At 68.0% G+C, this 23,016-nt stretch carries 22 protein-coding genes; 17 read left to right on the plus strand and 5 right to left on the minus strand.

Annotated features, from left to right (window positions below; genetic code table 11):
- Nucleotides 1–4: 4 nt before the first annotated feature.
- The 8 genes from PT931_RS20505 to PT931_RS20540 all read left to right on the plus strand — a co-directional run bounded on the left by PT931_RS20505 (nt 5) and on the right by PT931_RS20540 (nt 7,386).
- Nucleotides 5–1,477: a hypothetical protein gene (locus tag PT931_RS20505; RefSeq protein ID WP_456247359.1), complete on the plus strand. Its 1,473-nt coding sequence runs from the start codon at nt 5–7 to the stop codon at nt 1,475–1,477.
- A complete protein-coding gene (locus PT931_RS20510) occupies nt 1,474–2,292 on the plus strand; it encodes a hypothetical protein (RefSeq protein WP_456247360.1) in 819 nt (272 codons plus the stop codon). Before PT931_RS20505 ends, PT931_RS20510 begins: the two co-directional genes overlap by 4 nt.
- Before the next feature lie 26 nt (nt 2,293–2,318).
- On the plus strand, nt 2,319–3,209 hold the full coding sequence (locus PT931_RS20515) for a hypothetical protein (RefSeq protein ID WP_456247361.1): 891 nt from the start codon (nt 2,319–2,321) through the stop codon (nt 3,207–3,209).
- Nucleotides 3,206–3,601, plus strand: coding sequence for a hypothetical protein (locus PT931_RS20520; RefSeq protein ID WP_456247362.1), 396 nt, complete (start codon nt 3,206–3,208; stop codon nt 3,599–3,601). The genes PT931_RS20515 and PT931_RS20520 overlap by 4 nt, the downstream gene beginning before the upstream one ends.
- A 135-nt stretch (nt 3,602–3,736) precedes the next feature.
- Complete coding sequence (locus PT931_RS20525; protein ID WP_456247363.1) at nt 3,737–4,468, plus strand: haloacid dehalogenase-like hydrolase; 732 nt, start codon at nt 3,737–3,739, stop codon at nt 4,466–4,468.
- A gap of 20 nt (nt 4,469–4,488) precedes the next feature.
- The gene (locus PT931_RS20530; protein ID WP_456247364.1) at nt 4,489–6,450 is read left to right on the plus strand and encodes an ABC transporter ATP-binding protein; all 1,962 of its coding nucleotides are present in this window, start codon (nt 4,489–4,491) and stop codon (nt 6,448–6,450) included.
- Nucleotides 6,447–6,866: a hypothetical protein gene (locus PT931_RS20535; RefSeq protein WP_456247365.1), complete on the plus strand. Its 420-nt coding sequence runs from the start codon at nt 6,447–6,449 to the stop codon at nt 6,864–6,866. The genes PT931_RS20530 and PT931_RS20535 overlap by 4 nt, the downstream gene beginning before the upstream one ends.
- A complete protein-coding gene (locus tag PT931_RS20540; RefSeq protein WP_456247366.1) occupies nt 6,811–7,386 on the plus strand; it encodes a phosphotransferase in 576 nt (191 codons plus the stop codon). The genes PT931_RS20535 and PT931_RS20540 overlap by 56 nt, the downstream gene beginning before the upstream one ends.
- Nucleotides 7,387–7,809: 423 nt before the next feature.
- On the opposite strand, the gene PT931_RS20545 is transcribed toward PT931_RS20540, so the two are convergent.
- Entirely contained in the window at nt 7,810–8,232 is a 423-nt protein-coding gene (locus PT931_RS20545) for a hypothetical protein (RefSeq protein WP_456247367.1), read from the minus strand.
- A 309-nt stretch (nt 8,233–8,541) separates the two neighbouring features.
- Here PT931_RS20545 and PT931_RS20550 point away from each other — a divergent pair, with 309 nt between their 5' ends.
- The 3 genes from PT931_RS20550 (at nt 8,542) to PT931_RS20560 (ending at nt 10,923) form a co-directional block, all read left to right on the plus strand.
- Nucleotides 8,542–8,679 carry a hypothetical protein gene (locus PT931_RS20550; RefSeq protein WP_456247368.1) on the plus strand — a complete coding sequence of 46 codons (138 nt, stop codon included), beginning with the start codon at nt 8,542–8,544 and terminating at the stop codon, nt 8,677–8,679.
- 241 nt (nt 8,680–8,920) lie between these two features.
- Nucleotides 8,921–10,342, plus strand: a complete 1,422-nt coding sequence (locus tag PT931_RS20555) for a calcium-binding protein (RefSeq protein ID WP_456247369.1) — start codon at nt 8,921–8,923, stop codon at nt 10,340–10,342.
- A 143-nt stretch (nt 10,343–10,485) separates the two neighbouring features.
- The gene (locus PT931_RS20560; protein WP_456247370.1) at nt 10,486–10,923 is read left to right on the plus strand and encodes a hypothetical protein; all 438 of its coding nucleotides are present in this window, start codon (nt 10,486–10,488) and stop codon (nt 10,921–10,923) included.
- Between the two features lie 84 nt (nt 10,924–11,007).
- Here PT931_RS20560 and PT931_RS20565 read toward each other — a convergent pair whose 3' ends face one another.
- A complete protein-coding gene (locus tag PT931_RS20565) occupies nt 11,008–11,703 on the minus strand; it encodes an HAD hydrolase-like protein (protein ID WP_456247371.1) in 696 nt (231 codons plus the stop codon).
- Nucleotides 11,704–11,970: 267 nt separating this feature from the next.
- Between PT931_RS20565 and PT931_RS20570 the strand changes: the two genes are divergently transcribed.
- Nucleotides 11,971–12,174 (plus strand): hypothetical protein, encoded by a 204-nt coding sequence (locus PT931_RS20570; protein WP_456247372.1) that lies wholly within the window; start codon nt 11,971–11,973, stop codon nt 12,172–12,174.
- A gap of 163 nt (nt 12,175–12,337) precedes the next feature.
- On the opposite strand, the gene PT931_RS20575 is transcribed toward PT931_RS20570, so the two are convergent.
- A complete protein-coding gene (locus tag PT931_RS20575) occupies nt 12,338–12,637 on the minus strand; it encodes a hypothetical protein (protein WP_456247373.1) in 300 nt (99 codons plus the stop codon).
- A gap of 524 nt (nt 12,638–13,161) precedes the next feature.
- On the opposite strand from PT931_RS20575, the gene PT931_RS20580 reads away from it, so the two are divergent.
- A complete protein-coding gene (locus tag PT931_RS20580) occupies nt 13,162–13,440 on the plus strand; it encodes a hypothetical protein (RefSeq protein ID WP_456247374.1) in 279 nt (92 codons plus the stop codon).
- 362 nt (nt 13,441–13,802) lie between these two features.
- Here the strand turns inward: PT931_RS20580 and PT931_RS20585 are convergent, their stop codons facing one another.
- Nucleotides 13,803–15,032, minus strand: coding sequence for a cytochrome P450 (locus tag PT931_RS20585; protein WP_456247375.1), 1,230 nt, complete (start codon nt 15,030–15,032; stop codon nt 13,803–13,805).
- Between the two features lie 108 nt (nt 15,033–15,140).
- Between PT931_RS20585 and PT931_RS20590 the strand changes: the two genes are divergently transcribed.
- From PT931_RS20590 to PT931_RS20605, 4 genes are all read left to right on the plus strand, one after another.
- On the plus strand, nt 15,141–16,277 hold the full coding sequence (locus PT931_RS20590; protein ID WP_456247376.1) for a DUF3419 family protein: 1,137 nt from the start codon (nt 15,141–15,143) through the stop codon (nt 16,275–16,277).
- Nucleotides 16,278–16,325: 48 nt separating this feature from the next.
- Nucleotides 16,326–18,731, plus strand: coding sequence for a phosphotransferase (locus tag PT931_RS20595; RefSeq protein ID WP_456247377.1), 2,406 nt, complete (start codon nt 16,326–16,328; stop codon nt 18,729–18,731).
- A 65-nt stretch (nt 18,732–18,796) separates the two neighbouring features.
- Nucleotides 18,797–19,885, plus strand: coding sequence for a GNAT family N-acetyltransferase (locus PT931_RS20600; RefSeq protein WP_456247378.1), 1,089 nt, complete (start codon nt 18,797–18,799; stop codon nt 19,883–19,885).
- 256 nt (nt 19,886–20,141) lie between these two features.
- Nucleotides 20,142–21,215, plus strand: coding sequence for a hypothetical protein (locus tag PT931_RS20605; RefSeq protein WP_456247379.1), 1,074 nt, complete (start codon nt 20,142–20,144; stop codon nt 21,213–21,215).
- A gap of 82 nt (nt 21,216–21,297) precedes the next feature.
- Here the strand turns inward: PT931_RS20605 and PT931_RS20610 are convergent, their stop codons facing one another.
- Nucleotides 21,298–22,809 carry an AMP-binding protein gene (locus PT931_RS20610; protein ID WP_456247380.1) on the minus strand — a complete coding sequence of 504 codons (1,512 nt, stop codon included), beginning with the start codon at nt 22,807–22,809 and terminating at the stop codon, nt 21,298–21,300.
- Nucleotides 22,810–23,016 lie beyond the last annotated feature (207 nt).

The following is a 23,016-nucleotide window of genomic DNA, read 5'->3' on the forward strand; positions in this document are numbered from 1 at the left end:
CGCCATGTCCACCACCGCACTGTCCAGTTCGCCCGCCGATGGCGGCTTGTCCGCGGCATCCCGGCCGGCGCGGCTGGGCCCGGTCGCCCTCGCCGGGATGACGGTGACCGCTGCGGGCGTGCTGCCGGTCGTGCTCGTGGGCGTGCCTGCGGGGTACGCCGCCACGCGCATGCCGGCCCTGCCGTGGGTGTTTCTGCTCGTCGCGGGGGTGTTGGCGCTGTTCCTGCCCGGCTATCTCGCCGCGATCGCCGCCCGGTCCCGCGTCGACGGCCTGCACGTGCTGATCGGCGCCGGCATGGGCCGTACCGCCGGTGTGGCCGCCGGCTGGGTGGCCGTCCTCGGGTACGGGGCGGCCGAGGTCGCCGCCTACGCCGCGTTCGGCTCCTACGGTGCCACCGCCATCGAGACGATCGCCGGGGTGCGACTGACGTGGTGGTCGCTGGCGCTGGCGTGCTGGGCAATGGTCGCAGTCCTCGGCGCCGAACAGGTCACCGTCGCGGCGAAAGTGATCGGGGTGATCTGCGCAGCCCAACTGCTCATCGTCGCCGGGATGACGGCGTTCAACATCACCGACGCCTTCATCGCGGCCGACCCGATTCTGGTGGCCGAGGCCATCAACCCGGTCGGGCTGATCGACCCGTGGTTCGCCGTCGCACTGATCGCGGCGGCAGCGGCGTTCTGCGGCCTCGAACAGGCCGTCGCCTACACCCGTGCGGCCCGCCCCGGTGCCGTGCGGCGCGCGAGCTGGGCCGGGCTGGGCGTACTCGCCGTGTGCCTGACGGTGGCAGGGTGGGCAGCCCTCCTCCCGCAAGGCGTCGGCGCCGTGCGGCGGGACGGTGCGGTCGCCGCGCCGTGGTCCAGCGCCGTCACCCACCTCGGGACCCCGGCGGCAATCGCCGTGTCCGTGGTCTTCACCGTCAGCCTGCTGGGCGCGGCGTTGATGCTGCACACCACCACCGCCCGCTACGTGACCAGTCTCAGCCGCGCCAGCCTGACCCGCCCACGGGCCACCCTGGGAAGTGCCGGCAGCGGCCAGGCGGCGCGGGTGAGAGTAGGCCAGTGCGTGGCGGGGGGACTGGTGCTGGGCGTGACGGCGGTGTTCGGCTGGGACCCGTGGGCGATCTATCGGCAGACCGGCGAGTTCGTCACCGTCGTGGTGCTCGCCCTGCTGGCGGCCACGGCGCTGGCGCTGTGCAACCAGCCCCACCGCCGAGGCGGTCAGTGGCACCCCGGAGACGGGGCCCGAACGATCGCCCGGTGCGTCAGCGCGGTCCTGCTGGGCGCGACGGCGATGTCGGCGGTCGAGTACTTCGCGGCCCTCCACGACGCCAACTGGACCAAACTCGCCGTCCTCGGCCCCATCGCTACCGCAGGCGGCACGCACGCCTGGTGGCTGCGCAGGCACCGGCCACGCGCCTACGCCCGGCTCGCGAGCTGCCCACCACGCGACGGCCAGTGCGGCTGCGAGGTGCCGTGACCGTCCCCAGCATCACCCGATCCACTCCGAGCCCGCTGTCCGCGCACCCTGGCGGCAGGCCGGTGACCGACGCCCGCCCCGCCCTGGTACCCAGCCGGGTGCCCGACGACGCCTGCGCGGACACGGTCCTCTGGGTCGGCGACATCCGTGCGGTGCGCGTCGCCCCCGGCCCCGGGGTGCTCGCCCTTGCCCACCCCGACGTCGTCCTCGGGGCCCAGCGCCTTCACGACGGCTGGTGGTGGACGCCGGTACCCGAGGGCTGCGATGCGGCGGTCGGGCTCGCGTGGAGCCTGGCCCGCGTGCCCGGCGCGGAAACCGTGGTGGCCACCACCGGCGTGGGCGCCAGTGTCGCGGCCGGGTTCGGGCAGCGCCTGGCCGCTGCGCGCCGCAGGCGCTGGACGCTGCCACACGCCCCCGCCCTATCGACCGCCCCGCCCACCCCTCCGCCCGAGCTGATCCGCGTCCCGCATCTGGTCACGACCCCGACGGGCTGCGTCGTCGTGTGGGAGGTCCTGCCCCCGGCAGCCGCACGGCGGCTCTTCGACCAACTGCTCGTGCCGGCGGACCTGCGCGCGGCGGTCGAAGGCAGCCTTCCGCTGCTGGTACAGATCCGAGACGCCCTCGACACCGGCTGGCGCCCGACCGGCGACTCCCAGGCGGCCCGACTCCTCGCCGACTGGGCGCAGCACGGCCACCGCCTCGACACCGCCCTGATCTACCGCTACTGGCCACGCCTCGCCCCGGCACTACCCGCCCTCGCACCACCCACGCCGGCCACTGGCGGCAGGCACCTGGCCCTCGTGTGCGCTTCCTGACCGACACCCTTCTGAGGAAAACCCTGATGAGCACACCCGAACACCCCTCCGTATCCCTGGAACCGTCGGCGCGCTGGTGGTCGCCACGGTCGCGTTCCGGACGGTGGCTCGCCGCCGTCGTGGCCATCGCGCTCGCGCTCGCCGGCGGCCTGCTCGCCGTCGCCCGCCCGTGGGACCTTCAACCCGTCACGCCTGGGAGCGTGTGGGACGCGGCTGGAGCGATGCGGATCAAGATCAGCGACGGGCCGCACGTCACCGTGCGCGCCCGGACCCGCATCGACCTGTCCACCAGCCCGAACGAGCCGCAGCGCTACGCCCACCGCCTGGCCAAGACCGCCTGGCGGGCGTTGCAGGACGAGCCGGCGTCGATCGAGGTGCAGCTGGCCGAGGCAGCGCACCCCGAACGGTCGACCACGCTGAAGGTGAGCAGGATCGAAGCCCGGATGTGGTTCGGACCCCGGCCCGGCGAACTGGTTCGCCTTCCGGGTACGGTCGCCGCGCTCGGGCCCGCGCCGGACGCCCGGGACCACGCGGCGGTGGCAGCCTGGTGGGCAGCGGCGATGAACCAGACCGCCCACCTTCTGGGCCGCCCCACCCACCCGGTCACGCCGACCGCCGACATCAACAACGCATGCGGCCTCGGCATCACGGCGCTTGCCGCCGTCGCCCGCACGACCATCGACGTCAACGGCACCGCCGAGGCGCAGCTGCCGACGGTCGTGGAGATCTGGCGGAAGATGGGCCTGCTCGCCAACACCGCCACCCTCGACTCCGGGCAGAACAACGTCTCCGTCAACCCGCCCGGCATGCTGCACATGGGTGCCACCGCCGAAGCCGTCGACCCGCGCGAGACCCGCCAGACCATCACCCTGCACGGTGGACCCGTCTGCCCTCCGACCGAGCGGGCGCCCCGATGACGATGACGGACGCGCCCCCCGCCCGGCGGGTGATCCTCGGGATGGTGGACACCGCCGCCGTGACCGGACCGTGGAAGCCGCTGCACCGCGTCGGGGACCTGCACCTGTGCCGCGAGGGCGGCAGACCGCAGAAGTGGTGGGCCACCACCGACCAGACCTACCAACTGCGCACCACCCTGACCGGCCGCGTGACCGTGCACACCGGCAGCGGTGCGAACTCCTACGTCGGCGACCTCCAGGACGACACCGGCAGCCCTCCCACCGCCCTGCCGTTGTTACGCCACGGCCCCCTGCGCCTGCGCATCCTGCACACCTACCTTTTGGCCCACCAAGCTGGCTACTGGCAGCTGTCCCACGACGAGCTCCAACACGCGACCGCGAGTACGCCATGACCACCAGCTCAGCTCCGGCTTGCCTGGTGCCGCGTGGTGCGCCCCCTCTTTTGGGGCGGACCTGCCATGCTGGACCGCCGTTAGCACATATGTGCGGAAGTCGGTGGTGTTCGTGCGATCTTGGGAGATGATGTGGTGACCTTGCTCGGGCTTGATGTGGACGGCACTCTCGTGCGGGGCGGGGTGATCGGCCAGCGGGCCGCGATCGCCGCGACCCGGGCCGTGACCGGCCGCGAGCCCGCCGACCTGCCGCCCAGGGCCGGCCGGACAGATCGGATGATCGCGCGGGACATGTTGACCGCGGCCGGGGTGCCGGACGCGGGGGTCGACGAGGTGATCCCCGCGTACTTTCAGGCCCTGGAGGTCGAGGCCGCGGCGCTGATGGGTTCCTTCCGGCGGGATGGGCGGGTGTTGCCCGGGGTGCGTGAGCTCCTGCTCGCCGCCGCCGATCGTGACGATGTCGTCGCCGCGCCGGTGACGGGCAACATCGTCGCGGTCGCCCGGCTGAAGCTGGCGGCCTTCGGCCTCGACCACCTCGTCACGTGGCCGGCGGGGGCGTTCGGTGACGACGCCGGGGAGCGTTCGGTGCTCGTCGACATCGCCCGCCAGCGCACCGCCGACCTCACCGGCCAGCCCCTGGCCCGCGACCAGGTCGTCGTTGTCGGCGACACCCCGCGCGACGTCGCCGCGGCCCGGCGGGCCGGTGCCCGGTCGGTCGGGGTCGCCACCGGCGACTACCCGCCCGCAGACCTGGTCGGCGCGGACCTCGTCCTGGACGGCCTCGCCGGACCCGACGTTCTCGGCCGGCTCGTCGCCCTCGCCAACCCCGAATCTGCCGGGCGGTGGCCCGGGATCGTGTCGTTTTGATGTCAGGTGAAGGAGAAGTTGTGGACCGCACCGCGCAGGCGCATCTGCCCCAGGCCCGCACCGCCGAATCCACGCCGGAGGAGGTGGTGGACGGGTCCACGGACCCGGGCCTGGACGCCGATCTTGAGGGCGACAAGTACTGGAACCGCTACACCAACGAGATGGCCGGCACCGGCTTCGCCGCCGTGCTGCGCCGGCTACCTGCCCTGCTACGTGAGGCGTTCGGGCTGGCGTGGACCGCCAGCCGCCGCGACACCGCCGCCACGATCGTCCTGCAGACCCTCGCAGGAGTCCTGACCGCTGTGGGGCTGCTGGCCACCAAGGGCGTCCTCGAACAACTCCTCGCAGCAGGCCCGACCCCGGAACGGATCCGGGCGGCCGTGCCGGCGTTGGCGTGGATGGCGGCGGCGATCGCGATCCGCTCCGGGCTGTCGCAGGCGGCAGGGCTCGCCCAAGCCCGACTCCTTCCGACCGTGCGCGCCGCCGCCGAACTGTCCCTGCTGGCGGTCACGACCCGGGTGGAGTTGGCGGCGTTTGACGGTGACGCCTACGCCGAAGACCTCCAACGGGCTCGGCAACGCGGCATGATCTCCACCGGCCTGCTCGTCTCCTACGCCATCGACGTGCTCACCGCCGCCGTCCGATTCGCCGGCGTCGGTATCGCCCTCGTCGTCATCCACCCCGTCCTGCTGCCCGTCCTGATCCTCGCGGCCCTGCCGTCCGGCTGGGCCGCGGTGAAAGCGGCCCGGGTCGGGTACCTGGGGCAGGTGCAGTGGAACGCCCGCATGCGCCGGACCTGGACGGTCGGGCACCTGCTCACCGCACGCCGCCACGCCCCTGAAGTGCGCGGCTATGACCTCGGCGGCTACCTCTTCGACCGCTACCGCCTACTCCTTGGCGGCATCGTCACCACCGACCTGCAGGTCGCCGGCCAGCAGGCCCGGGCCCGCACCCTCGGGGCGATGGGCACCGGGATCGGGATCTGCGGCGTGTACATGCTCCTCGGCGTCCTGCTCAACGACGGCAGCCTGCCCCTGGCGGTCGCCGGCGCGGCGGTGTTCGCCATCCAGGCCGGCAACGGCGCGTTCTCCAACCTCGTCTTCGCGATCAACAGCCTCTACGAGAACGCCCTCTACGTCCGCGACCTCACCGACGTCCGCGAACGCACCCTCGCCCGCGCCGAACGCACCAGCACCCACACCGCGCCGGCACCTCACGAGATCGAACTTCGCGACGTCACCCTCACGTATCCCGACACCGAACGCCCGGCCCTCGACGGGGTGAGTCTGACCATCCGCGCCGGCCAGACCATCGCGCTCGTCGGCCCCAACGGCGGCGGGAAGTCGTCCCTGGCCAAACTCCTGGCCGCCACCTACAGCCCCACCACGGGCCGCGTCCTATGGGACGGGGTCGACACCGTCGACTTCGCGCCGGCCCAGCTGCGCGAACACCTGGCCGTTGTGGGCCAGGACGTCGCCCAATGGCCCCTGACCGCCCGCGAGGCCATCCGCATCGGCGGCCACCACCAGCCCACCACCCAGCACCACATCGAGACCGCCGCCCGCCGGGCCGGCGCCCACGACATGATCACAGAACTCCCCAACGGCTACACCACCCTCCTCGACAAGGAGTTCAAGGGCGGCTCGGAACTGTCCCAGGGCCAATGGCAACGCCTCGCAGCGGGCCGCGCGTTCTTCCGCGACGCCCCCGTCCTCATCTGCGACGAACCATCCGCCGCACTCGACCCCCGTGCCGAACACGCACTCTTCGAAGAACTCATCGCCCGAGGCGGCGACAAGATCACTGTTCTGATCACCCACCGGCTCGCCAACGTCCGCAGGGCCGATGCGATCTACCTCATCGACCACGGCCGCATCGTCGAACACGGCACCCACGACCAGCTCCTCGCCGCAGGTGGAACCTACGCGGAGCTGTTCTCCCTTCAGGCCTCCGGCTACCTGGCTGAACGGCCTACCTCGTGAAAGCCACCGGCACCTCCACCGGGCCCGCGTGGTTCGGGACCAGCGGAGACCTGACCGCTGACCTCGCCGAGTTGGCGGTCGCGACCGCCCCGCTCGGCGGCCTGCTCGTCAGGGACGTTATCCACCACACCGACAAGTCCCTCGTCACCACGGGCACCTACCAAGGCGCGGACGTGATCATCAAGCTGCTCACCGCCGCGCCCCGCGACGGAGGACCTGACTGGCTCGACCGGCACCTGCACGAACACCGAGTTCTCGCCGCCGCGATCGCCGACCCGCCACCGGCCGCAGTCCCCGAACTTATGCTGATGGGCACCAGCCCGCTGACGATCACCAGTCGACTGCCCGGCGTGCGGGTCGGTGAGCACCTGGTACGCCGAAGGCGTCGACGAGCGGACCGCCACGGCGATCTGTGACGCCCTCGCAGGCTTCGCCACCTGGGATGCGCTGCCGGAGGTCTGCCGTCCTTGGTGGGACTACCCAACTCGGGTCGAGCAGGCCCGCGCCGACGGGCTGCTGTCCGCAGCCGGCCATCGTGCGACGACGCGACTCCTTGACGTCGTCGGGGACCGCCGTGTCCTGCAGCACGGAGACGCGCTGCCCGCCAACCTCCTGCACGACCCCGACACAGGCCGCGTCGCACTCGTTGACCTGGAGTTCGTCGGCACCTACATCGAAGGACTCGACCTGGCGCTCGTCGACCTGCTCATCGGCTCACGCAGCCCCGCCCTGCGCGCCTCAGTCACCGCCCGGGCCGCCTACGACGGACTCGAAGTCGGGTACGCGCTGAACCTGCTGCTGCTCGTCGCCCGCGAGATCGCCTTGCACCGCCGTCTGCCCGACCCCGCGGTGCGCGCCGCGAGGCAGAACCTCCTGGCCGGCGAACTCGACCGAGCACAGGCCCTGGTCGCCGACACCGCAAGGCGACACCCGTGACCGCCCCACCGAACGGCCCCACGGCCGCGCGCCGCCCAGCAGGAAGGTCCATGAGGGTCGCGCTGTTTCAATGACACCGACCACATCAACCAACAAAGGGGGGCGGCGCAGTGTTCGGCGTTCGATCTGGACGGAACGCGGGTCGCCGCCGGGGTGATCGGCCGGCGACCCGCGCTCGCGGCGACCCGCACCGTCACTGGCCGCGAGCCCGACGACCTCCCGCCCAGAGAGCGCGGACACGAGAGCGAACTGGGCGGTGCGGGACTGCGGGGCTGTCTGTCGGCCGAGTTCGGCACGCCCAGCTGGCCAGCGTCTGCGTCCTGTGGCGCGACCAACGGGTCCACCCCGAGATCGCGTTCGTGATCAGATCCGGGAATCCGCCTGGATTACCTGCTCAGGGCCGCAAGGCAAGGACCGCTCGGGCTAATCTGCCCAGGAGATGAGGAATTTCTCGTATTCGGAAGCGCCGAACTGGCAGTTCACGATCCCGCCTCCCCAGTGGTTTTCGGTGGTGAAACCGCTGGCGTCCAGGCGCAGAAAGACGTTGGAGAAGGTGATTGATCCGATGGTGAATCCGGATGGGTCGTAGGCGAACTTGAACCTCTCGTGGTCTCCGTCGGGGCGACCGAACTGGCAGTTCACGATCCCGCCACCGTTGCTGGTGGTGGCGGTGACGTCGAACGCGACCATGCGCAGGAAAACGTTGGGAAAGCGGGCAGACTCGATCGAGAATGACGAGTCCGGCTGCTTCCGCAGGAAGAACTTCTCGAAATTGCCCACGTAGGTCTGACAGTTTACTTCGCCGCCGCCGGGACCCGAGGGCGTGACATATCCCTTGCTGTCCATGCGCAGATAGCAGTTGAAGCGCTTCGACCTGATCGAAACGGGCCTACCCCCACCGTTGGTGGAGATGTCTGCGAGACTCAAATCCATGGGTCGCCTTTCCCTTGGGCAGTAGTCGCTCACTGGTAGACATTGTCAGATATCGATTCGTCTTCACATACTGCACGGCGGAGCGCGAGCGCGCATCCTTCTCCTCCACGCGTGGGATGAATGAATCCTGCTCTCTGCTCCGCCGGCGACTCGCTACGCCCGACCCTGACGGGGTTCGCGCAACCGATGTCGACCATGCGGACCCGTGCACGTCGCTCCGGCGTGGACGATCTGGCGGGTGGCGGTGGTCTGGTGGAAGCCGAGCGCGTCGGCGATCACGTGAGCTGGGGCTTGAAGGACGAGTCGGTGAAGGGCGGAGCCGCGGGCCTGTCCGGTCGGGAAGTCGAGGTCTGGGAGTAGGCGGTCGGCGTCGGTGCGTGAGTGAGTGGTGTTTGTCGTTGATCTGCCTGACTTGTCGATCACTGTTTGAAGTTGGTTGATATACGCTGTGTTTCGTTCGTTGCCGACCCTGACGCGGTCGCCCTGGCGGTGGACGCCGCATTGTCAGGTCATGCGACAGACGGCGTCTCCAGTGGGCGGCCAACTTCGTGGTTGGCCTGATCGGGCCTGACCCGCGTCCGCCCCAGCTCAAGGAGCAACGTTGCGTAGCATCTTCTCGCCTGCCATCCCGGCCAGGTTGTCCCACCTTGCGTCACGTCGTCTGGCCCGCATCGCCGCCACGGCGGCGATCGTCGTGACGGCGCTGATCGTCACGGCCGTTCCGGCGCAGGCAGCGGTCAGCGTCTCCCAGCCGACCGTGCCGGTCGTGGCCCGCGGCGCGACCTCCGAGGTCACCTTCGTCCTCGGTACCGCCAACGACTCGGTGGGCAAGATCGCCTTCACCGCGCCGGCGAACATGACCTTCACCCGTGACTCCTACACCTACTACGGCGGCCCGGGCGCGCTGTCATGCGGGGTCAGCGGTGACGCCAAGACCCTGACCTGTCCGGAGACGGGAATCAACACCCTCGGGTACTACTGGCCCGACGGCTCCGTCATCGGCGTCCAGCTCATGATGGACCCGGCCGCGCCCGAGGGCACCGCCATGACCCCGGGCACGGTCACCAACTACGACACCAGCGGCGTCCAGAACGGCCAGGGCACCTACACAGCCCAGACCCCGCCGCCGTCATCTGACCTCGCCGTGGCCGTCACCGACTCCGCCGACCCGGCCGCACTCGGCGGCGCCTACACCTACACCACGACGGTGACCAACAACGGCGCCAGCGCCGCCACCGGCGTCACCGCCGCCCTCACCCTGTCCGGGGCCGCGAACGCGATCGTGTCGGCCGCACCGTCACAGGGCTCCTGCACGGTCACCGCCCCGACAGTCTCCTGCGGCCTCGGCGCCCTCGCCAACGCCGCGAACGCCACCGTGACGGTCACCGTCGAACCGCAGGCCACAGGAACCGTGACCGCCACCGCCACGGTGTCGGCGACGGAGTCTGACCCGGTGAGCGGCAACAACACCGACGCCGAGTCCACCACCCTCGGCAACGGCCTCGGCTGCACCATCACCGGCACCTCCGGCAACGACACCCTCACCGGCACCAATGGCGCGGACGTGATCTGTGGCCTCGGCGGCAACGACACCATCAACGGCGGCAACGGCGACGACACCATCTACGCCGGTACCGGTAACGACACCGTCGACGGCGGCAACGCCGACGACGTGATCTACGGCGGCGCCGGCGACGACGTGATGGGCGGCGGCAACGGAGCCGACTACCTCTACGGTGAGGCCGGCAACGACACCAACTACGGCGAGACGCTCCTCGGGTCGATCCTGTACCTGTTCGACAACGGCTCCGACCACATCTACGGCGGCCCCGGCAACGACGACCTCGACGGACAGAACGGCAACGACACCCTCGTCGACACCGAAGGCGCCGACACCATGAGCGGCGGACTCGGCAACGACAACATCAACGTCCAGGACGGCACTGGCGGCGACACCGCAAACGGCGGACTCGGCACCGACACCTGCACCGCAGACGCAGGAGACACCACCACCAGCTGCTAGGACAGCCCAGGCTGAGTGGGCCTCCGCCAACGCGCCCGGCTGCGCAATGCCCGACGCGCAGCCGGGCTCCCGGAGCGCGGTGGAAGCCGGGCGCGCCGGTCGCGTACGGGCGACCGTGCTCAGGATTGTCTACAATGCCGTGTATGTCTACTTTTGAGGGTGAGGAAGAGGATCGGCTTCGCGAGGCGGCTGTCGCGATGCTCGGGCCGGTGATCCGGCACCTGGTCGCTGACGCGGCGGGCGACCGGAGAACCGACCCTGTGCGGTGGTTGAAGCGCTGGCGGGGGGCGGTCTACGAGGTCACCGGGGTACCGCAGGCCCGCACCACAGGGGTAGGCCGCATCGTGGCCGCGCTTCTCGCTGAAGGCGACAAGCTCTACCTCAAAGCGGTGCGCGTCGCGTACGGGGGCCGTCGGGGCGTGTTCGACGCGGACTCGGCGGCCCGATGGAGCGAGGACTGCCTGGCCATCCTCGGCCGGGCCCCGTCCCGGGCGGAGATCGCCGCGACCGCCGGTGTCACACCGCAGGTGGTGCGGGGCTGGTCCGACACCGCTCGCCGAAACGTCCGCGCCCGAGAATGACCCGCCGGCCCACAGGCACGAAGGTGGAGCCGCGAGCAGCAGCATGCCGCCGTGGGGCCTGATCCAAGGCCCTGGTGGACTTCGTCAGCTGGAGCGCAGCGTCAGGTCAAGGAGCGCGTCGAGGGCCTCATCGCCGGAGAGGTCGGTCAGGATGAGATCCGCGGTGGCGAACTCGTGCCAGGTGAACGCGCCGGTCGTGACCGCGACGCCGAGCGCGCCTGCCTCCTGGGCGGCGGCGATGGCCGCTGGCGTGTCGCCCACGACGACGGTGCTCTGCGGGGTGATGACCTCGTGGCGGATGCCCTGGGCGCGTCGGATCGCCAGAGCGATGAGGTCCGTGAACGTTTCGGCGTCCTCGCCGTAGGCGCCGAGCTCCCAGTCGGCCACGTGGTACAGGCCCACGCCGCAGGCCTTGCCGATCGCGATGTCCTTGAGGTCCGCAGTGATGAGCCCGGCGGCGATGTCGTCCTCGTCGATGCGATCGAGCAAGGCGTGCACGCCAGGTTGGACACGGGCTGGTGCGGTGTAGTGATCCATGAGGTGGTGGGAAGCGGCCCGCAGGGCGGTGCAGTACGCGGGCAGGAGCGCGCGCGCTTCTTCGCCGGTGCGGCCCACTCCCATCAGTAGGTCGATGCCGATCGCGGTGTCGGTACGGCCGGAACGCGGCGGCACGCACTTCGGGGTCTGGCCGGTCACGTTCTCTACGGCGATCATGGCGGCGCGGTCGCCGATCGCGCCGCCGGTGGCCAGCGTCTCGAGGTTCAGCAGTAGCAGGCTCATCGACTCAAATCCTCCGCGTGCTCCGGTCAGTGGGGAATGCCGACTTCGCCGCATTCATGTGGCAGTCGCCGGTGATCAGTACGGGTACAACTCCGCCAACGCGGCGAGGTGTTGGTGCTGGACGGGATTGTTCGAAACTCGTGTCTCAGGTCCGCGCTCCTTCGCACGGTAGACGACTTCTCACCGGGGGTGTATCGGTGGATACGCAGAGAATGATCCCTGCGGTATGATGATCACCCCGGGCGATGTTGGTCCGGAGGGAACACGATGTCCGAGCAGACGAACTCCGACCTGGCCGGCGATGTGGCGAGGCTACGGCGGCAGGTCGATGACCTGACAGCTGTGGTGACAGAACATCAATCCCACTTCGAGAGCCTGTGGAACGACGGGTTTCTCGGTGATCTCGACGGCCCGGTGTGTGACCAGCCGCTCGGGGTGGCACACGACCACGACCGTGACCCGCCCCGGTAGTTGACACCATCCGGCCGCCGATCACACCACCTGTGTACTGCACGATTTGGTAGGTGCCTGACAGGGTAATTGCGCAGCGCCGGTCCGGCCGCCGGTGACAACGCGTCGACCGTGCGGCGCCGCTATGGCTTGGCATATGAGAGGAAGGTTCGCTGATGAGCACTCAGAACGCATCCCGGCCCGTCCTGGCCCGCCCGGCGATCGACCCGTTCGCCGTCGATGGCGACTCGGCCGCAGTTCCGGAAAGGCTTTCCACATCGGCGTCGGCTACGCGGCCCCGGGCCTCGGTGTCGACGACGCCGTTCACGGTCGACGCCAACTGACAACGTCCGGCGACACCTGGCAGCAGCGTCACGGGAAGTCCGTGTTCGCAGAGCACGGGTTCAAAATCGACGCGGCCGGCACGGGCCGCCGGGCCGCGCGTCGTGAGCTTCCGAGTCTGCTCGTAGTGCACGACGAGCATGGGCTGCCCACCGAGGAGGCCGGGCCCGGAAAGGACACCGACACGTACGGGCCTCGGGGGGTGAGGACCGCGATGTCGGGTAGGCGCCTTGGGGGAAGTAACGGATGGCCTTCGCGCTGACATGCGAGAGGGTGCAGGGAAGCCTTTATGTTGAAGTGATGGCGTCTATATACGCGTGCAGGATGACCGAAGGGGCAGGCGGCGGTTCCCCAGAAATCGCGCGCTCGCCGTCTGCGAGGCCGTCGGGCGGGCCGTCGCCGTGCTGCCCAGCCGGTACGCGAGCTTCCGCCCGTTGGACCTGTTCGCCGCAGTCCACGATCTATACCAGGAGAAGCGATGGCTTCTGATGACCAGCGAGTCCCGGACGTCCAGGGGATTCCCACCGGAATGAGCGCGGTCGCCGTGCAGCTCAAGGCGTACGCGGCGGTCGCCTACGTACATCATCACAAGCTCCGGGTGTTCGGCCCGGGCGGGGAACTGCTGTCAAGCGACGGTTGGCTGGACAAGAGCCACTTGTTCGGCTGGTGCAGCATGCTCGACATGGCCGCCTGGGCGACCCCGCGCCCCGGCTGGCGCGCCGCCTTGCCGGCACCCACTTCGAAGTCGCGCAACCACACCCGGACGGCACCGGGGAGGTCCTCTGGTACACCGGGGACCTGCCCACCTCCGCCGCGTGGAGGGAACTGGCTCGCAAAGAAGGCCAGGTCCTGCACCTCTGTGGCGGTTTCGACGATCCACGCGACCTTACCGCAGCGATGCTGGCTGACAAGCTCCGCGTGGTGGTGTCCACCTTCGCCGGTTGACGACCTGGCTCTCCTCGCCGGGGGGAAGGGGCCGGGGTAGTGCCCGGGTGTTCCTGAGAATCGCGGCCGGCGTAGACGACGTCGGAAGATCGGCCGAGTCAGCTGGTCGTGCACGATGAGCAGGGCCCGGCCGGATCCAGCAACGAGAGCACCTACTTCCGCGACCGTACCCGCCCGTGGCTGACGCCAGGTTCACGGGCTCAGCTCTGGTCAGGCGCTCGTGCGTGCACGCTTCGCGGGGCCTTCTTCGTCGCCATCTTGGCTGCCGTCTGCTCTGATCAGCGGCACCCGTACGCCGATGCGGCTACCTGCCTCATCACGTCCGTTTCCGGTCGGGCTGGCGCGGGCCGGCGTCATCTCACTCAGTTGATTCCGGTGGGCGCGTAGGACCCGAACTCGAATTCGAGTCGTGCGGGGCTTCGTATGACGGTGTTCGCGGTGTACGTCAGAGTCTGTTCGACTAGCCGCGCGCCACGCAGGCGTCGCGTGAGAGTTTCGAGGACTACTCGCGCTTCCAGGCGGGCCAGGCCGGCACCGAGGCAGAAGTGTGGTCCTGCCATGAACGCGAGGTGCCGCGGTGTGGGTCGGGTGATGTCAAACCGGTCGGGATCTTGGAAGGCCGCTGGGTCGCGGCCGGTCGCGCCGAGAAGGAGTTTCAGCACTGTTCCGTCACTGATCTCAAGGCCGCCCAGTCGCATCGATCCGCGAGCAACCCGTCCCGATACCTGCACGGGTGGATCGTAGCGCAGCACTTCCTCTACCGCTTCTGATGCCAGGTCCGGATTTTCGGCCAACTTCCGCCACTGGTGGAGATGTTGTAGCAGGGCTAGGACGCCGTTGCCGATAAGACCCGTCGTGGTCTCGTGGCCGGCGATCAGCAAGAGGATGCAGACAGATAAGAGCTCCGACTCGGTCAGCGCGCCGCTGGCGTCGCCCTCTGCGATCAGGGCTGTGAGCAGGTCGTCGGCCGGGTGCTTTCGGCGTTGGGCGACGAGGCGTTGGAAGTATGCGGTCAGCTCGTCGAAGGCGGTCTCGCCGTCGGCGATCGCCGCGCCGTCGAAGGTATCGATCTTCGCATCCAGCGCGTGAACGACCCTGTCCGACCAATCCTTGAACGCCTCTCGGTCGGCGATTGGCACCCCAAGCAGTTCGCAGATCACCCGTACTGGAAGCGGGTGTGCCACCAGGGATATCAACTCGGCCGTACCGCCTTCGAGTGGCAGTCCGGCCAGTAGCTGATCGGTGATGCTGCGGATCCGCGGTTCCAGCTGCGCGATCGCGCGGGGGGTAAAGACCGCAGAAACCAAACGACGCAGCCGGGTGTGGTCTGGAGGGTCCATCGCCAGAAACGATAGCCCGCTGCGTGGTCGCCCCACCTCGGGACACCGAGCCGCCAGCCGCGAACCCGCTCGGTTACTGCTCACGTTCGGGTCGCGCAGAATCTGGGAGCAGTGCTGGTGTTTGGCGACGATGACAGCGTCACCGTCGGCCACGAACAAAGGCGAGTTCTCCCGCAGCGCCGCCCACACTGGGTAGGGGTCGCGACGCACACTCGGATCCTCAAGCATGGACAAGTCGACGCGATTTACCATGATTCTCCCCTGGCAATTCATGCGAAATGTAGTGTATCGGATGTGGGAACGTCCAAGTTGAACAACAGGCGGGCCGTGCCGTCGGAGGAATGTGAGAAGTGAGTCCACATGACCGATAGCGCGGCCGTGGAAACGGCAGCCGACTTTGCCCACGTCGCACGGTCTTCAGATATCGTTCGCTACGCCCAGGTGTGGGAGGACAGCGACGTCTTGCGCGCCGGGCTTGCTGTCACACCTGATGACGACGTTCTGTCCATCGGCAGCGCGGGGTGCAACGTTCTCGCCCTTTTGCTCGATGAACCGCGAGGGATCACTGCCATTGATCTCAACCCCGCCCAGTCGGCGCTCATTGACCTCAAGGTCGCCGGCATCCGCACGCTTCGGTACAACGAATTCGCCTGCCTGATCGGCGCCCGTGACGGAGATGACCGCCTCGCGCTGTACCAGCGTGCCCGCGGAACCCTTTCTGCCAAATCGAAGCGCTACTGGGACCAAAGACCGGCAGATCTCGCTCAGGGCGTCATGCATATCGGCCGCCTCGAGCGCTACCTGCAGGGCTTCCAGCGCGAGCACGTCGCCCGCCTGATTCCGGGTGCGGCCGTTGCGCACCTCCTCTCGCTGGATGATCGAGACGCGCAGCGGGCGCTGTTCGCGCGCCACTTCGACACCCCCTCCTTCCGCGCGTCCTTCAGTGAGTACTTCAGTCGTGACGCGCTGGCCCGAGACGGCCGCGACCGCACGCAGTTCACCTATGTCGGCTCCGCTGACGTGACCGAACTGCTCTGGAGCCGGTTCCGTGACGCGTGCACCCTGATCCCGGCCCGTGGAAACTTCTACCTGGAGTACATCCTCACCGGGACCTATCGTGATCTTGAACTCAGTCCCTCGTATCTGCGGCGCGGCAACTTCGAACGGTTGCGCGCCCTCGTGGACCGGGTGGAGATCATCACCGGCGACTTGGCCGACCACTTGGACGAGGTCGAGGCCGGGCGATACAGCAAGGTGAACCTGTCGGACCTGTTCGAGTACCTGTCCGATACTCAGACCGACGGGATCTTTCAGAAGCTGGCGGCGAAGCTCCGTCCGGCTGGCCGGATGTGTCTTTGGAATCTGTTCATCCCACGCTCGCCTTCGGCGTCTCAACGTGGGCAACTGAGATCTCACCCTGAACTCGCGACATCCCTGTGGCAACGAGATCGTGCGTTCTTCTATCGCCAGTTCCACGTGGAAGAAAAGCTTGAATGACGCCCTCTGTTGTCGAAACTCTTCAAACTCAGAGAGGGCGCCGTCTAGATGACCGCTGTAGTAGCTCCCGTTCCGCTGGACCCGGCAGTCGTGGTGCAGGTGCCGATGATTCCCGATCGCGGTCACTACACCGAGGACGCCCGGCTACGGCGCCTGGAGTTCGCTCGTCACAACAGCGCAGCGCCGTTGACGGCATTGCAGGAGACGCGTCTTGACGCCGCGCGTCTGACCGGCAACATCGAAAACCTGATCGGCGCCGTCGAGGTTCCGGTCGGTATCGCCGGCCCGCTGGAGATCCGGGGGGAGTACGTCTCGGGCCACGTCTATGCTCCGTTCGCGACGAGCGAGGGTGCCCTCGTGGCGTCAGCGACCCGCGGCGCCATCGCCGTCTCGAGGTCCGGTGGGGTCAGGACGCGGGTCCTTGGGCAGCGCATGACCCGCGTGCCGGCCTTCGCGGTGACAAGCCTCGACGGTGCCTTCACGTTCGCCAACCTCGTCCGCGATCATCACGACGAGCTGAAGGCCGAGGCCGGCCGTGTCTCCCAGCACGCGCGCCTCATCTCCGTGGAGCCGGTCATCATCGGCCGAGTGGTGTACGTCTACTTCACCTACGAGACAGGTGACGCCGCAGGCCAGAACATGACGACCTCCTGCACCTGGCATGCGGCCCAGTGGCTGATGCGGACGGCGCAACCACTGCCGGACATCGAGATCGAGCACTTTTACATCGAAAGCAACATGAGCGGCGACAAGAAGGTCGGCCATCAGTCGTTCACGACCGGACGCGGCATCCGCGTGATCGCCGAGTGCCTGATCGACCGCCAGACGTGCGAGCGCCTGCTCAAGACGACGCCGGAGGCGATGGCGCTGGCCCACCAGGTTGCCACCGCGAGTGCGATCCACGTCGGTATGGTCGGGTACAACATCAACATCGCCAACGTCATCGCCGCGACCTTCACAGCGACTGGCCAGGACATCGCGTGTGTCCACGAATCCAGCCTCGGACATCTCCAGGTACAGGTGCACTCCGATGGCCTGCACGCCAGCATGACCCTTCCCGGCCTCGTCGTCGGCACGGTCGGCGGGGGCACCCACCTTCCGGCACAGAACGCTCTGCTGGAAATGATGGGCTGTGCCGGCACAGGCAAGGCGTTCCGGCTGGCCGAGATCATCGCCGGGTTCTGTCTGGCGCTGGATCTGTCGACACTAGCCGCAGTGGTCAGTGGCCAGTTCGTGTCGGCACATGAGCGACTCGGCCGCAACCGTCCGGTTCGCCATCTCCGGCGTGAAGAACTCGACGCGGCGTTCTTCGAACCGTTCCTGCGCGACTCGATGAGGGACAGGGCGCTGGTGGCCCAAGCCGTCGATCCGCTCGACGGGGTAGTCGGCTCCAGCATCATCACGGAGCTGGCGGCAGGAAAGACGCACAAGCTCCTGGGCTTGTTGCCGCTTCGAGTGCATTACCGCGGCAGCGGTGTCGGCTGCGAACAACTCGACGTGGTGGTGAAGGTCAAACCCCTCGATGACGAGGTCGAGCTCATTGCCAGTTCCATGGCGTCGCTGTGTGGGGGAGCGCTGGCCACGCAGTACCCCCGCTTCCGTGGGCGCACGGGTTTCGCCGGCTGTCACGCCCGTGAGATCGGGGCCTACCGACAGACCGATCCGCGCTGGACGCGTCACGTGCCACGGATACACGGCACCATAGCCGACGCTGATCGTGAAGCGTACGTCGTGATCATGGAACATCTCTCCGATGTCCGGCTCAAAGACACCGCCGACGACATTACCGACTGGACAGCCGAGTCGATCGAGGTCGCGTTGCGGGGCATCGCCGAAATCCACTCGATCTGGCTCGGACGCGAACGCGAACTGGCAGGACAGCGGTGGATCGGAACGATACTCACCAGCGCCGACCTCGCAGAGATGAAACCCCTCTGGGAGGCACTGGCCGCGCACGCGGCAGCTGAGTTCCCGGAACTCATCGACGACGACATCCAAAAACGTTGGCAGACCATCGTCGCCACAACCGACCAGTGGCCAACCGAATTCGAGCGCATGCCAAGAACCCTCATCCACAACGACTTCAACCCGCGCAATATCTGCCTGCGCCCCCTCGGACCTGAACAGCGCCTGTGCGCCTACGACTGGGAACTGGCCACCCTCGGAGTGCCGCAGCACGACCTGGCGGAGTTGCTGTGCTTCGTACTGAACAGCCAGACGGAGAAGTCAGAGGTCAACCGGCTCATCGAGTGTCACCGCCTGGCCCTCGAGCAGGCCAGCGGCCTCGTGCTCGACCCCGTCACGTGGCGGCGCGGCTACACACTGTCTCTCTACGACCTGGCGATCAACCGATTCGGCCAGTACCTGATGGCCCACACCTTCCGCCATTACGGCTTCGTCGATAGAGCCGTGAGCACCCTGTGGCACCTGCTGTCGCTGGAGGACGACGACTGATGGCGGCACCGCGCGGGTCCGGCCATCGGACAGACGAGATCCTTGAACGCCCGGGCGTGGCGGGTGTGTCCGACGAGTTTCTCAGCCTTCCGCATCAGATCTACCGCTCCGATCCGGCCTGGATACCCGAGGAGCCCGCCCAGGTAGCTCATGCCTTCTCCGCCGCCAACCGGTGGCACGAAGCACGCTCGGCGAGAACATTCTGCCTAGCTGGGCGCGCACGCGCCGCCGTCTTCCTTGACCCGGCATGCCGCGTCGGAGGGGAAGCCTGCGCCTTCTTCGGCTACTGGGAGAGCGCCGGGGACATGGACGCCGATCGGAGGCTGTTCTCGCGCATCATCGAATGGGCAACGGCCGCCGGTGCCGCCCGGTTGTACGGGCCGATCGACTTCGGAACGGCGTTCGGCTATCGCGTGCTCCTGTCGGCAGAACCAGACGGACTGCCTTTTGCGGGCGAACCATACACCCCGACGTGGTACGGCCCTCGACTGCAAGCTTTAGGCCTAAGGCTCGAGCAGCGGTACCAGACGTGGCGCTTCGACAGTCGGGGCGCACGTGCCGCACTCGCCCATTATCAACCGCACCAACGCCGGCTGGAAGCCGATGGCTACCGCTTCAGCAGCGTCTCCGGCGCCCAGTGGCTGAGCCGGTACGCCGAGCTTCACCAGCTCGTCAACGCCGCCTTCGCAGACAACTTCGCCTTCACACCCACCGACCTTCCGGAGTTCGCGGCGGCGTTTGGAGCCAACATGCTGCGCCGCGTCTGGGGAGATTTGAGCGTGCTCGCCCAAGGCCCTGGCGGGGAGATCGTCGGCTTTCTACTCGCCTACCCCCACTACGGCCCACTGATCGTCCAGGGAGCGGGTACCGCTCGGATACGACCCGACGACCTGGACTTCCAGCGACACGGGCCGCAGATCCTGGGACACGGCAACCGTTGCGCGATCATCAAAACCTTGGCTGTGCACCCCGCTCATCGCCGCAGCGGACTGGCCAAAGCCCTCGTGGCGTGGACCTTCCACCACGGTGCTTCCCGTTGTGACGAGTACCTGGGCGCGCTCATCCGCGAAGACAACGCCAGTCGTTTGCTGTGCCCCACTAATTCTGTCGCATTACGCGAATATGGGCTGTACTCGGTGCGACTCCCGCAATGACAGGATCTCCCTGACCCGAGGTGTGGGGTCTGTCGTTTCCTGACACGCGAACTCGCCGGCCACGGCCGACTTCTCTCGTGTTGGTCTGACTTGTGGAGACCACTTCACGCTAGGTACGCGCTAGCCGCTGGACTAACGTGGATGCGGGCTATACAACGTTTCTTCTGGATCAGCGTGCTGGCAGGCGGATTCGCTACAAGGCAGGTCTTTTCGCTGGAATCAATACAACCTCCCCCCAGGTAGTTACGCTTCGCATATGGACAACTACAAACTGGGAATCGGTATGACCGACAGCGACTCACTCCACCCGCGTCGCGGTCGCCTTCCCCGCGGCCGTCGGATGGGTGTGCTGGCCGTAGCTGTGCTCACCGTCACCGCGGGTCTGGCCTTCGTCGCCGGTCCCGCACACGCCGCCGGCGCCTGCACCATCGACAGTGATCCCGCCGAGGTCATCGACGGCCGCATCCACGGCACCGACGAATCCGACCTCATCCAGTGCACGGCCGGCGTGCAGGGATTTGCCATCTACGCCGGCGACGGCGACGACGACATCATCTTCAACGAGCCGCGCGACAGCGGCATCGTCGCCACCAACATCACCATCTACTCCGGCAACGGCGACGACACCATCGAGTTCAAGGCCCCGGACAACGGGTCCGCCAGCTACTCAGGCATCACTGTCAACGCCGGCCCCGGTGCCGACAACGTCAAGTTCTGGGGCGAACTGTCCGACAGCACCATCAACGGCGACGACGACAACGACACCATGAGCGCCTTCGACGTCTCGGGGGTCACGTTCAACGGCGACGACGGCGACGACACCATCAACCTCTACGCCGCTCCCCACGAGCAGTTCAAAACGACGCTCAACGGCGGTGAAGGCAACGACACCCTCTTCGCGCCGGCCGTTCACAACGAATCTGTCGTCAACGGCGACAACGGCGACGACATCATCACCATCGGGAGCCTATCTAAAACGTATGTCGGTAACGGCACCGTCAGCGGCGGCGCGGGCAATGACCATATCGAGATCAGCTTCCTCGGCTTGCCCGACGAATGGACCAACGGAGCGGTCCGAGGCGACGGCGGCGACGACACCATCACCGCTTTCCGCATCTACCGCGGCAGCCTCGACGCCGGCGACGGCGCCGACACCATCACCGTCGAATACATCGACGGCGGCGGCCTCGTCAACGGTGGTGACGGCGACGACACCATCGGCGCCCGCGACAACGGCGACACCACCGTCTACGGCACCCTCGACGGCGGAAACGGCACCGACACCTGCCGATACCGCTATGTCGCGGGCACCGTCACTGGTTGCCCCTAACAGACACACCAGCACGCGGAACCCCCGGTAGACCCACCGGGGGGATGCTCCACTTCACTTCCAGCTAAGTAGGGTGCCGAAGTTAAGGCGAAAGTGCCCGACGCAGTGCTGCCCGATCGACTTTGCTGTTGTGGCGCGGATCGGTCGGAATGGCGTCAATGACGCGGACCGGCAGACCAGCGAGGCCTTCGGTGCGCAGGCGCTCCCGCACACGCTCCACAGCGCTGTCTACGGCCACCACAACAGCGACCTCACCTCCTGGCGCGCCGCGATGGGCGACGAGAGCTGTGCGGCGAACCCCGGGCACCTCGGCCAGCGCAGCTTCGATCATCAGCGGATGCAGGTCGCGTCCGGCATGACGGACCACGTCCGCCGTATGACCCAGCAGCCGAAGCCGTCCCGAAGGATCCAACTGGGCAATGTCGCCCGTGCGATGCCAGACCGTGCCGTCGGACTCACGAACCTTATTCGTAGCGACCGCCTCAGGATCACCGACATAGACACGGCTCACCACGGCACCGCGCACCACGACCTCACCCGTCCGGGCACCCAGCGAGCGGATCCAACCAGCGGGCACGACGCGATCCAGCCGAGCCGGAAGGTCCACCAGGGCGACGTCGACCTCCTCCACGGGTGTACCGACCAGCAGCCCCGGGTGGTCATCACGTAGTACGTCGGCCATCGTGACGTGGGCGATCGGCTCGGCCTCGGTCGACCCGTACACGACCAGCGTCTCCGCCGCCATGAACGTCCGGACGATCTTCGCGCACAGCGGCCGCGGCACCGGCCCGCCACCGACAGCTATTCGACGCACAGAGGGCAACGGGTCGCCATGGTCGGCCAGAGCCTCGACGAACGCGGGCGCCGCCGAGATGGTGGACACGCCGTGTCGTCGCACGACGTCGCACACCGCGCCCGGGTCGACCTGACCGGGCTCGCGTAAGTCGATCGGGGGCAGCACGGTCGTCACACCGCACGCGAGGTTGTGCAGCACCACAACCGGGAAGCACGTCATGTCGACGTCCCCGTCGCGATAGGGCAGGTGCGCGGATAGCGCGCGGTTTTGAGCAAGCAGGATCCCGTGCGTGCGCACCACACCCTTCGCGCGGCCAGTACTGCCGCTGGTGAAGCTCACGACCGCGACGGTGTCCTCGTCACTACCATCGCCCCATCGCGTCCGCGGTCCGGTAGGCAGGTCATCGACGAACCACCGCCGGACAGGCCCACGTTCGGGCGGTGACAGCATCCGGAGTTGGGATGCCGTTTCGGCGATGACCACCTTCGGCCGGGCGACGTACAGGGCGCCGAGAAGCCGTCGAGGGTTCATCCCGCCGTCGATCAACACCAGCTGCATCCCACTGCCGACGACGGCCAGTGCCATCGCGTAGAAGTTCGGGGACGGGGGACAGGCGAGAACAATGCGCGACCCGGGCTCGCAGCCAGCTTCGGCCATGCCGCCAGCCAGAACCTCCGCTCGCGCGAGGAGGTCCCCGTAGGTCACCGAAGCTTCCGCACCCGCCTGCGTGAACGCCAGGGCGACCCGACGAGGGGCCTCGTGCGCGCGGAGGGAGATGTCATCCAGGACGGTACGCATGTCATGCCCTTCGTGGCACTCGTGTGCGGAACCATGCACTTCGGTCATCTACACAGCGGCCCTGTCGCGGGACAGTCAGGGAACGGATTCGATCGATTGCAAAGAACCGGATCTCGGGTCTGTCATCATCTTGGCCGGCGGGTTCGCATTGAGTCGGGGCTCCCCGCAGCTGCGCCCCGGCGGCCTGGACGTGAGGAGGTGGGGGCC

The sequence above is a fragment of the Longispora urticae genome (assembly GCF_053902585.1).

What these genes read in the sequence shown, in the direction of transcription:
- PT931_RS20595 (WP_456247377.1), top strand. Translation starts at nt 16,326, where the DNA reads ATGACCGCTGTAGTAGCTCCCGTTCCGCTGGACCCGGCAGTCGTGGTG.
- PT931_RS20560 (WP_456247370.1), top strand. Translation starts at nt 10,486, where the DNA reads ATGTCTACTTTTGAGGGTGAGGAAGAGGATCGGCTTCGCGAGGCGGCT.
- PT931_RS20610 (WP_456247380.1), bottom strand. Translation starts at nt 22,809, where the DNA reads ATGCGTACCGTCCTGGATGACATCTCCCTCCGCGCGCACGAGGCCCCT.
- PT931_RS20585 (WP_456247375.1), bottom strand. Translation starts at nt 15,032, where the DNA reads ATGGTAAATCGCGTCGACTTGTCCATGCTTGAGGATCCGAGTGTGCGT.
- PT931_RS20520 (WP_456247362.1), top strand. Translation starts at nt 3,206, where the DNA reads ATGACGATGACGGACGCGCCCCCCGCCCGGCGGGTGATCCTCGGGATG.
- PT931_RS20570 (WP_456247372.1), top strand. Translation starts at nt 11,971, where the DNA reads ATGTCCGAGCAGACGAACTCCGACCTGGCCGGCGATGTGGCGAGGCTA.
- PT931_RS20590 (WP_456247376.1), top strand. Translation starts at nt 15,141, where the DNA reads ATGACCGATAGCGCGGCCGTGGAAACGGCAGCCGACTTTGCCCACGTC.
- PT931_RS20545 (WP_456247367.1), bottom strand. Translation starts at nt 8,232, where the DNA reads ATGGACAGCAAGGGATATGTCACGCCCTCGGGTCCCGGCGGCGGCGAA.
- PT931_RS20515 (WP_456247361.1), top strand. Translation starts at nt 2,319, where the DNA reads ATGAGCACACCCGAACACCCCTCCGTATCCCTGGAACCGTCGGCGCGC.
- PT931_RS20505 (WP_456247359.1), top strand. Translation starts at nt 5, where the DNA reads ATGTCCACCACCGCACTGTCCAGTTCGCCCGCCGATGGCGGCTTGTCC.
- PT931_RS20605 (WP_456247379.1), top strand. Translation starts at nt 20,142, where the DNA reads ATGGACAACTACAAACTGGGAATCGGTATGACCGACAGCGACTCACTC.
- PT931_RS20565 (WP_456247371.1), bottom strand. Translation starts at nt 11,703, where the DNA reads ATGAGCCTGCTACTGCTGAACCTCGAGACGCTGGCCACCGGCGGCGCG.
- PT931_RS20575 (WP_456247373.1), bottom strand. Translation starts at nt 12,637, where the DNA reads ATGCTCGTCGTGCACTACGAGCAGACTCGGAAGCTCACGACGCGCGGC.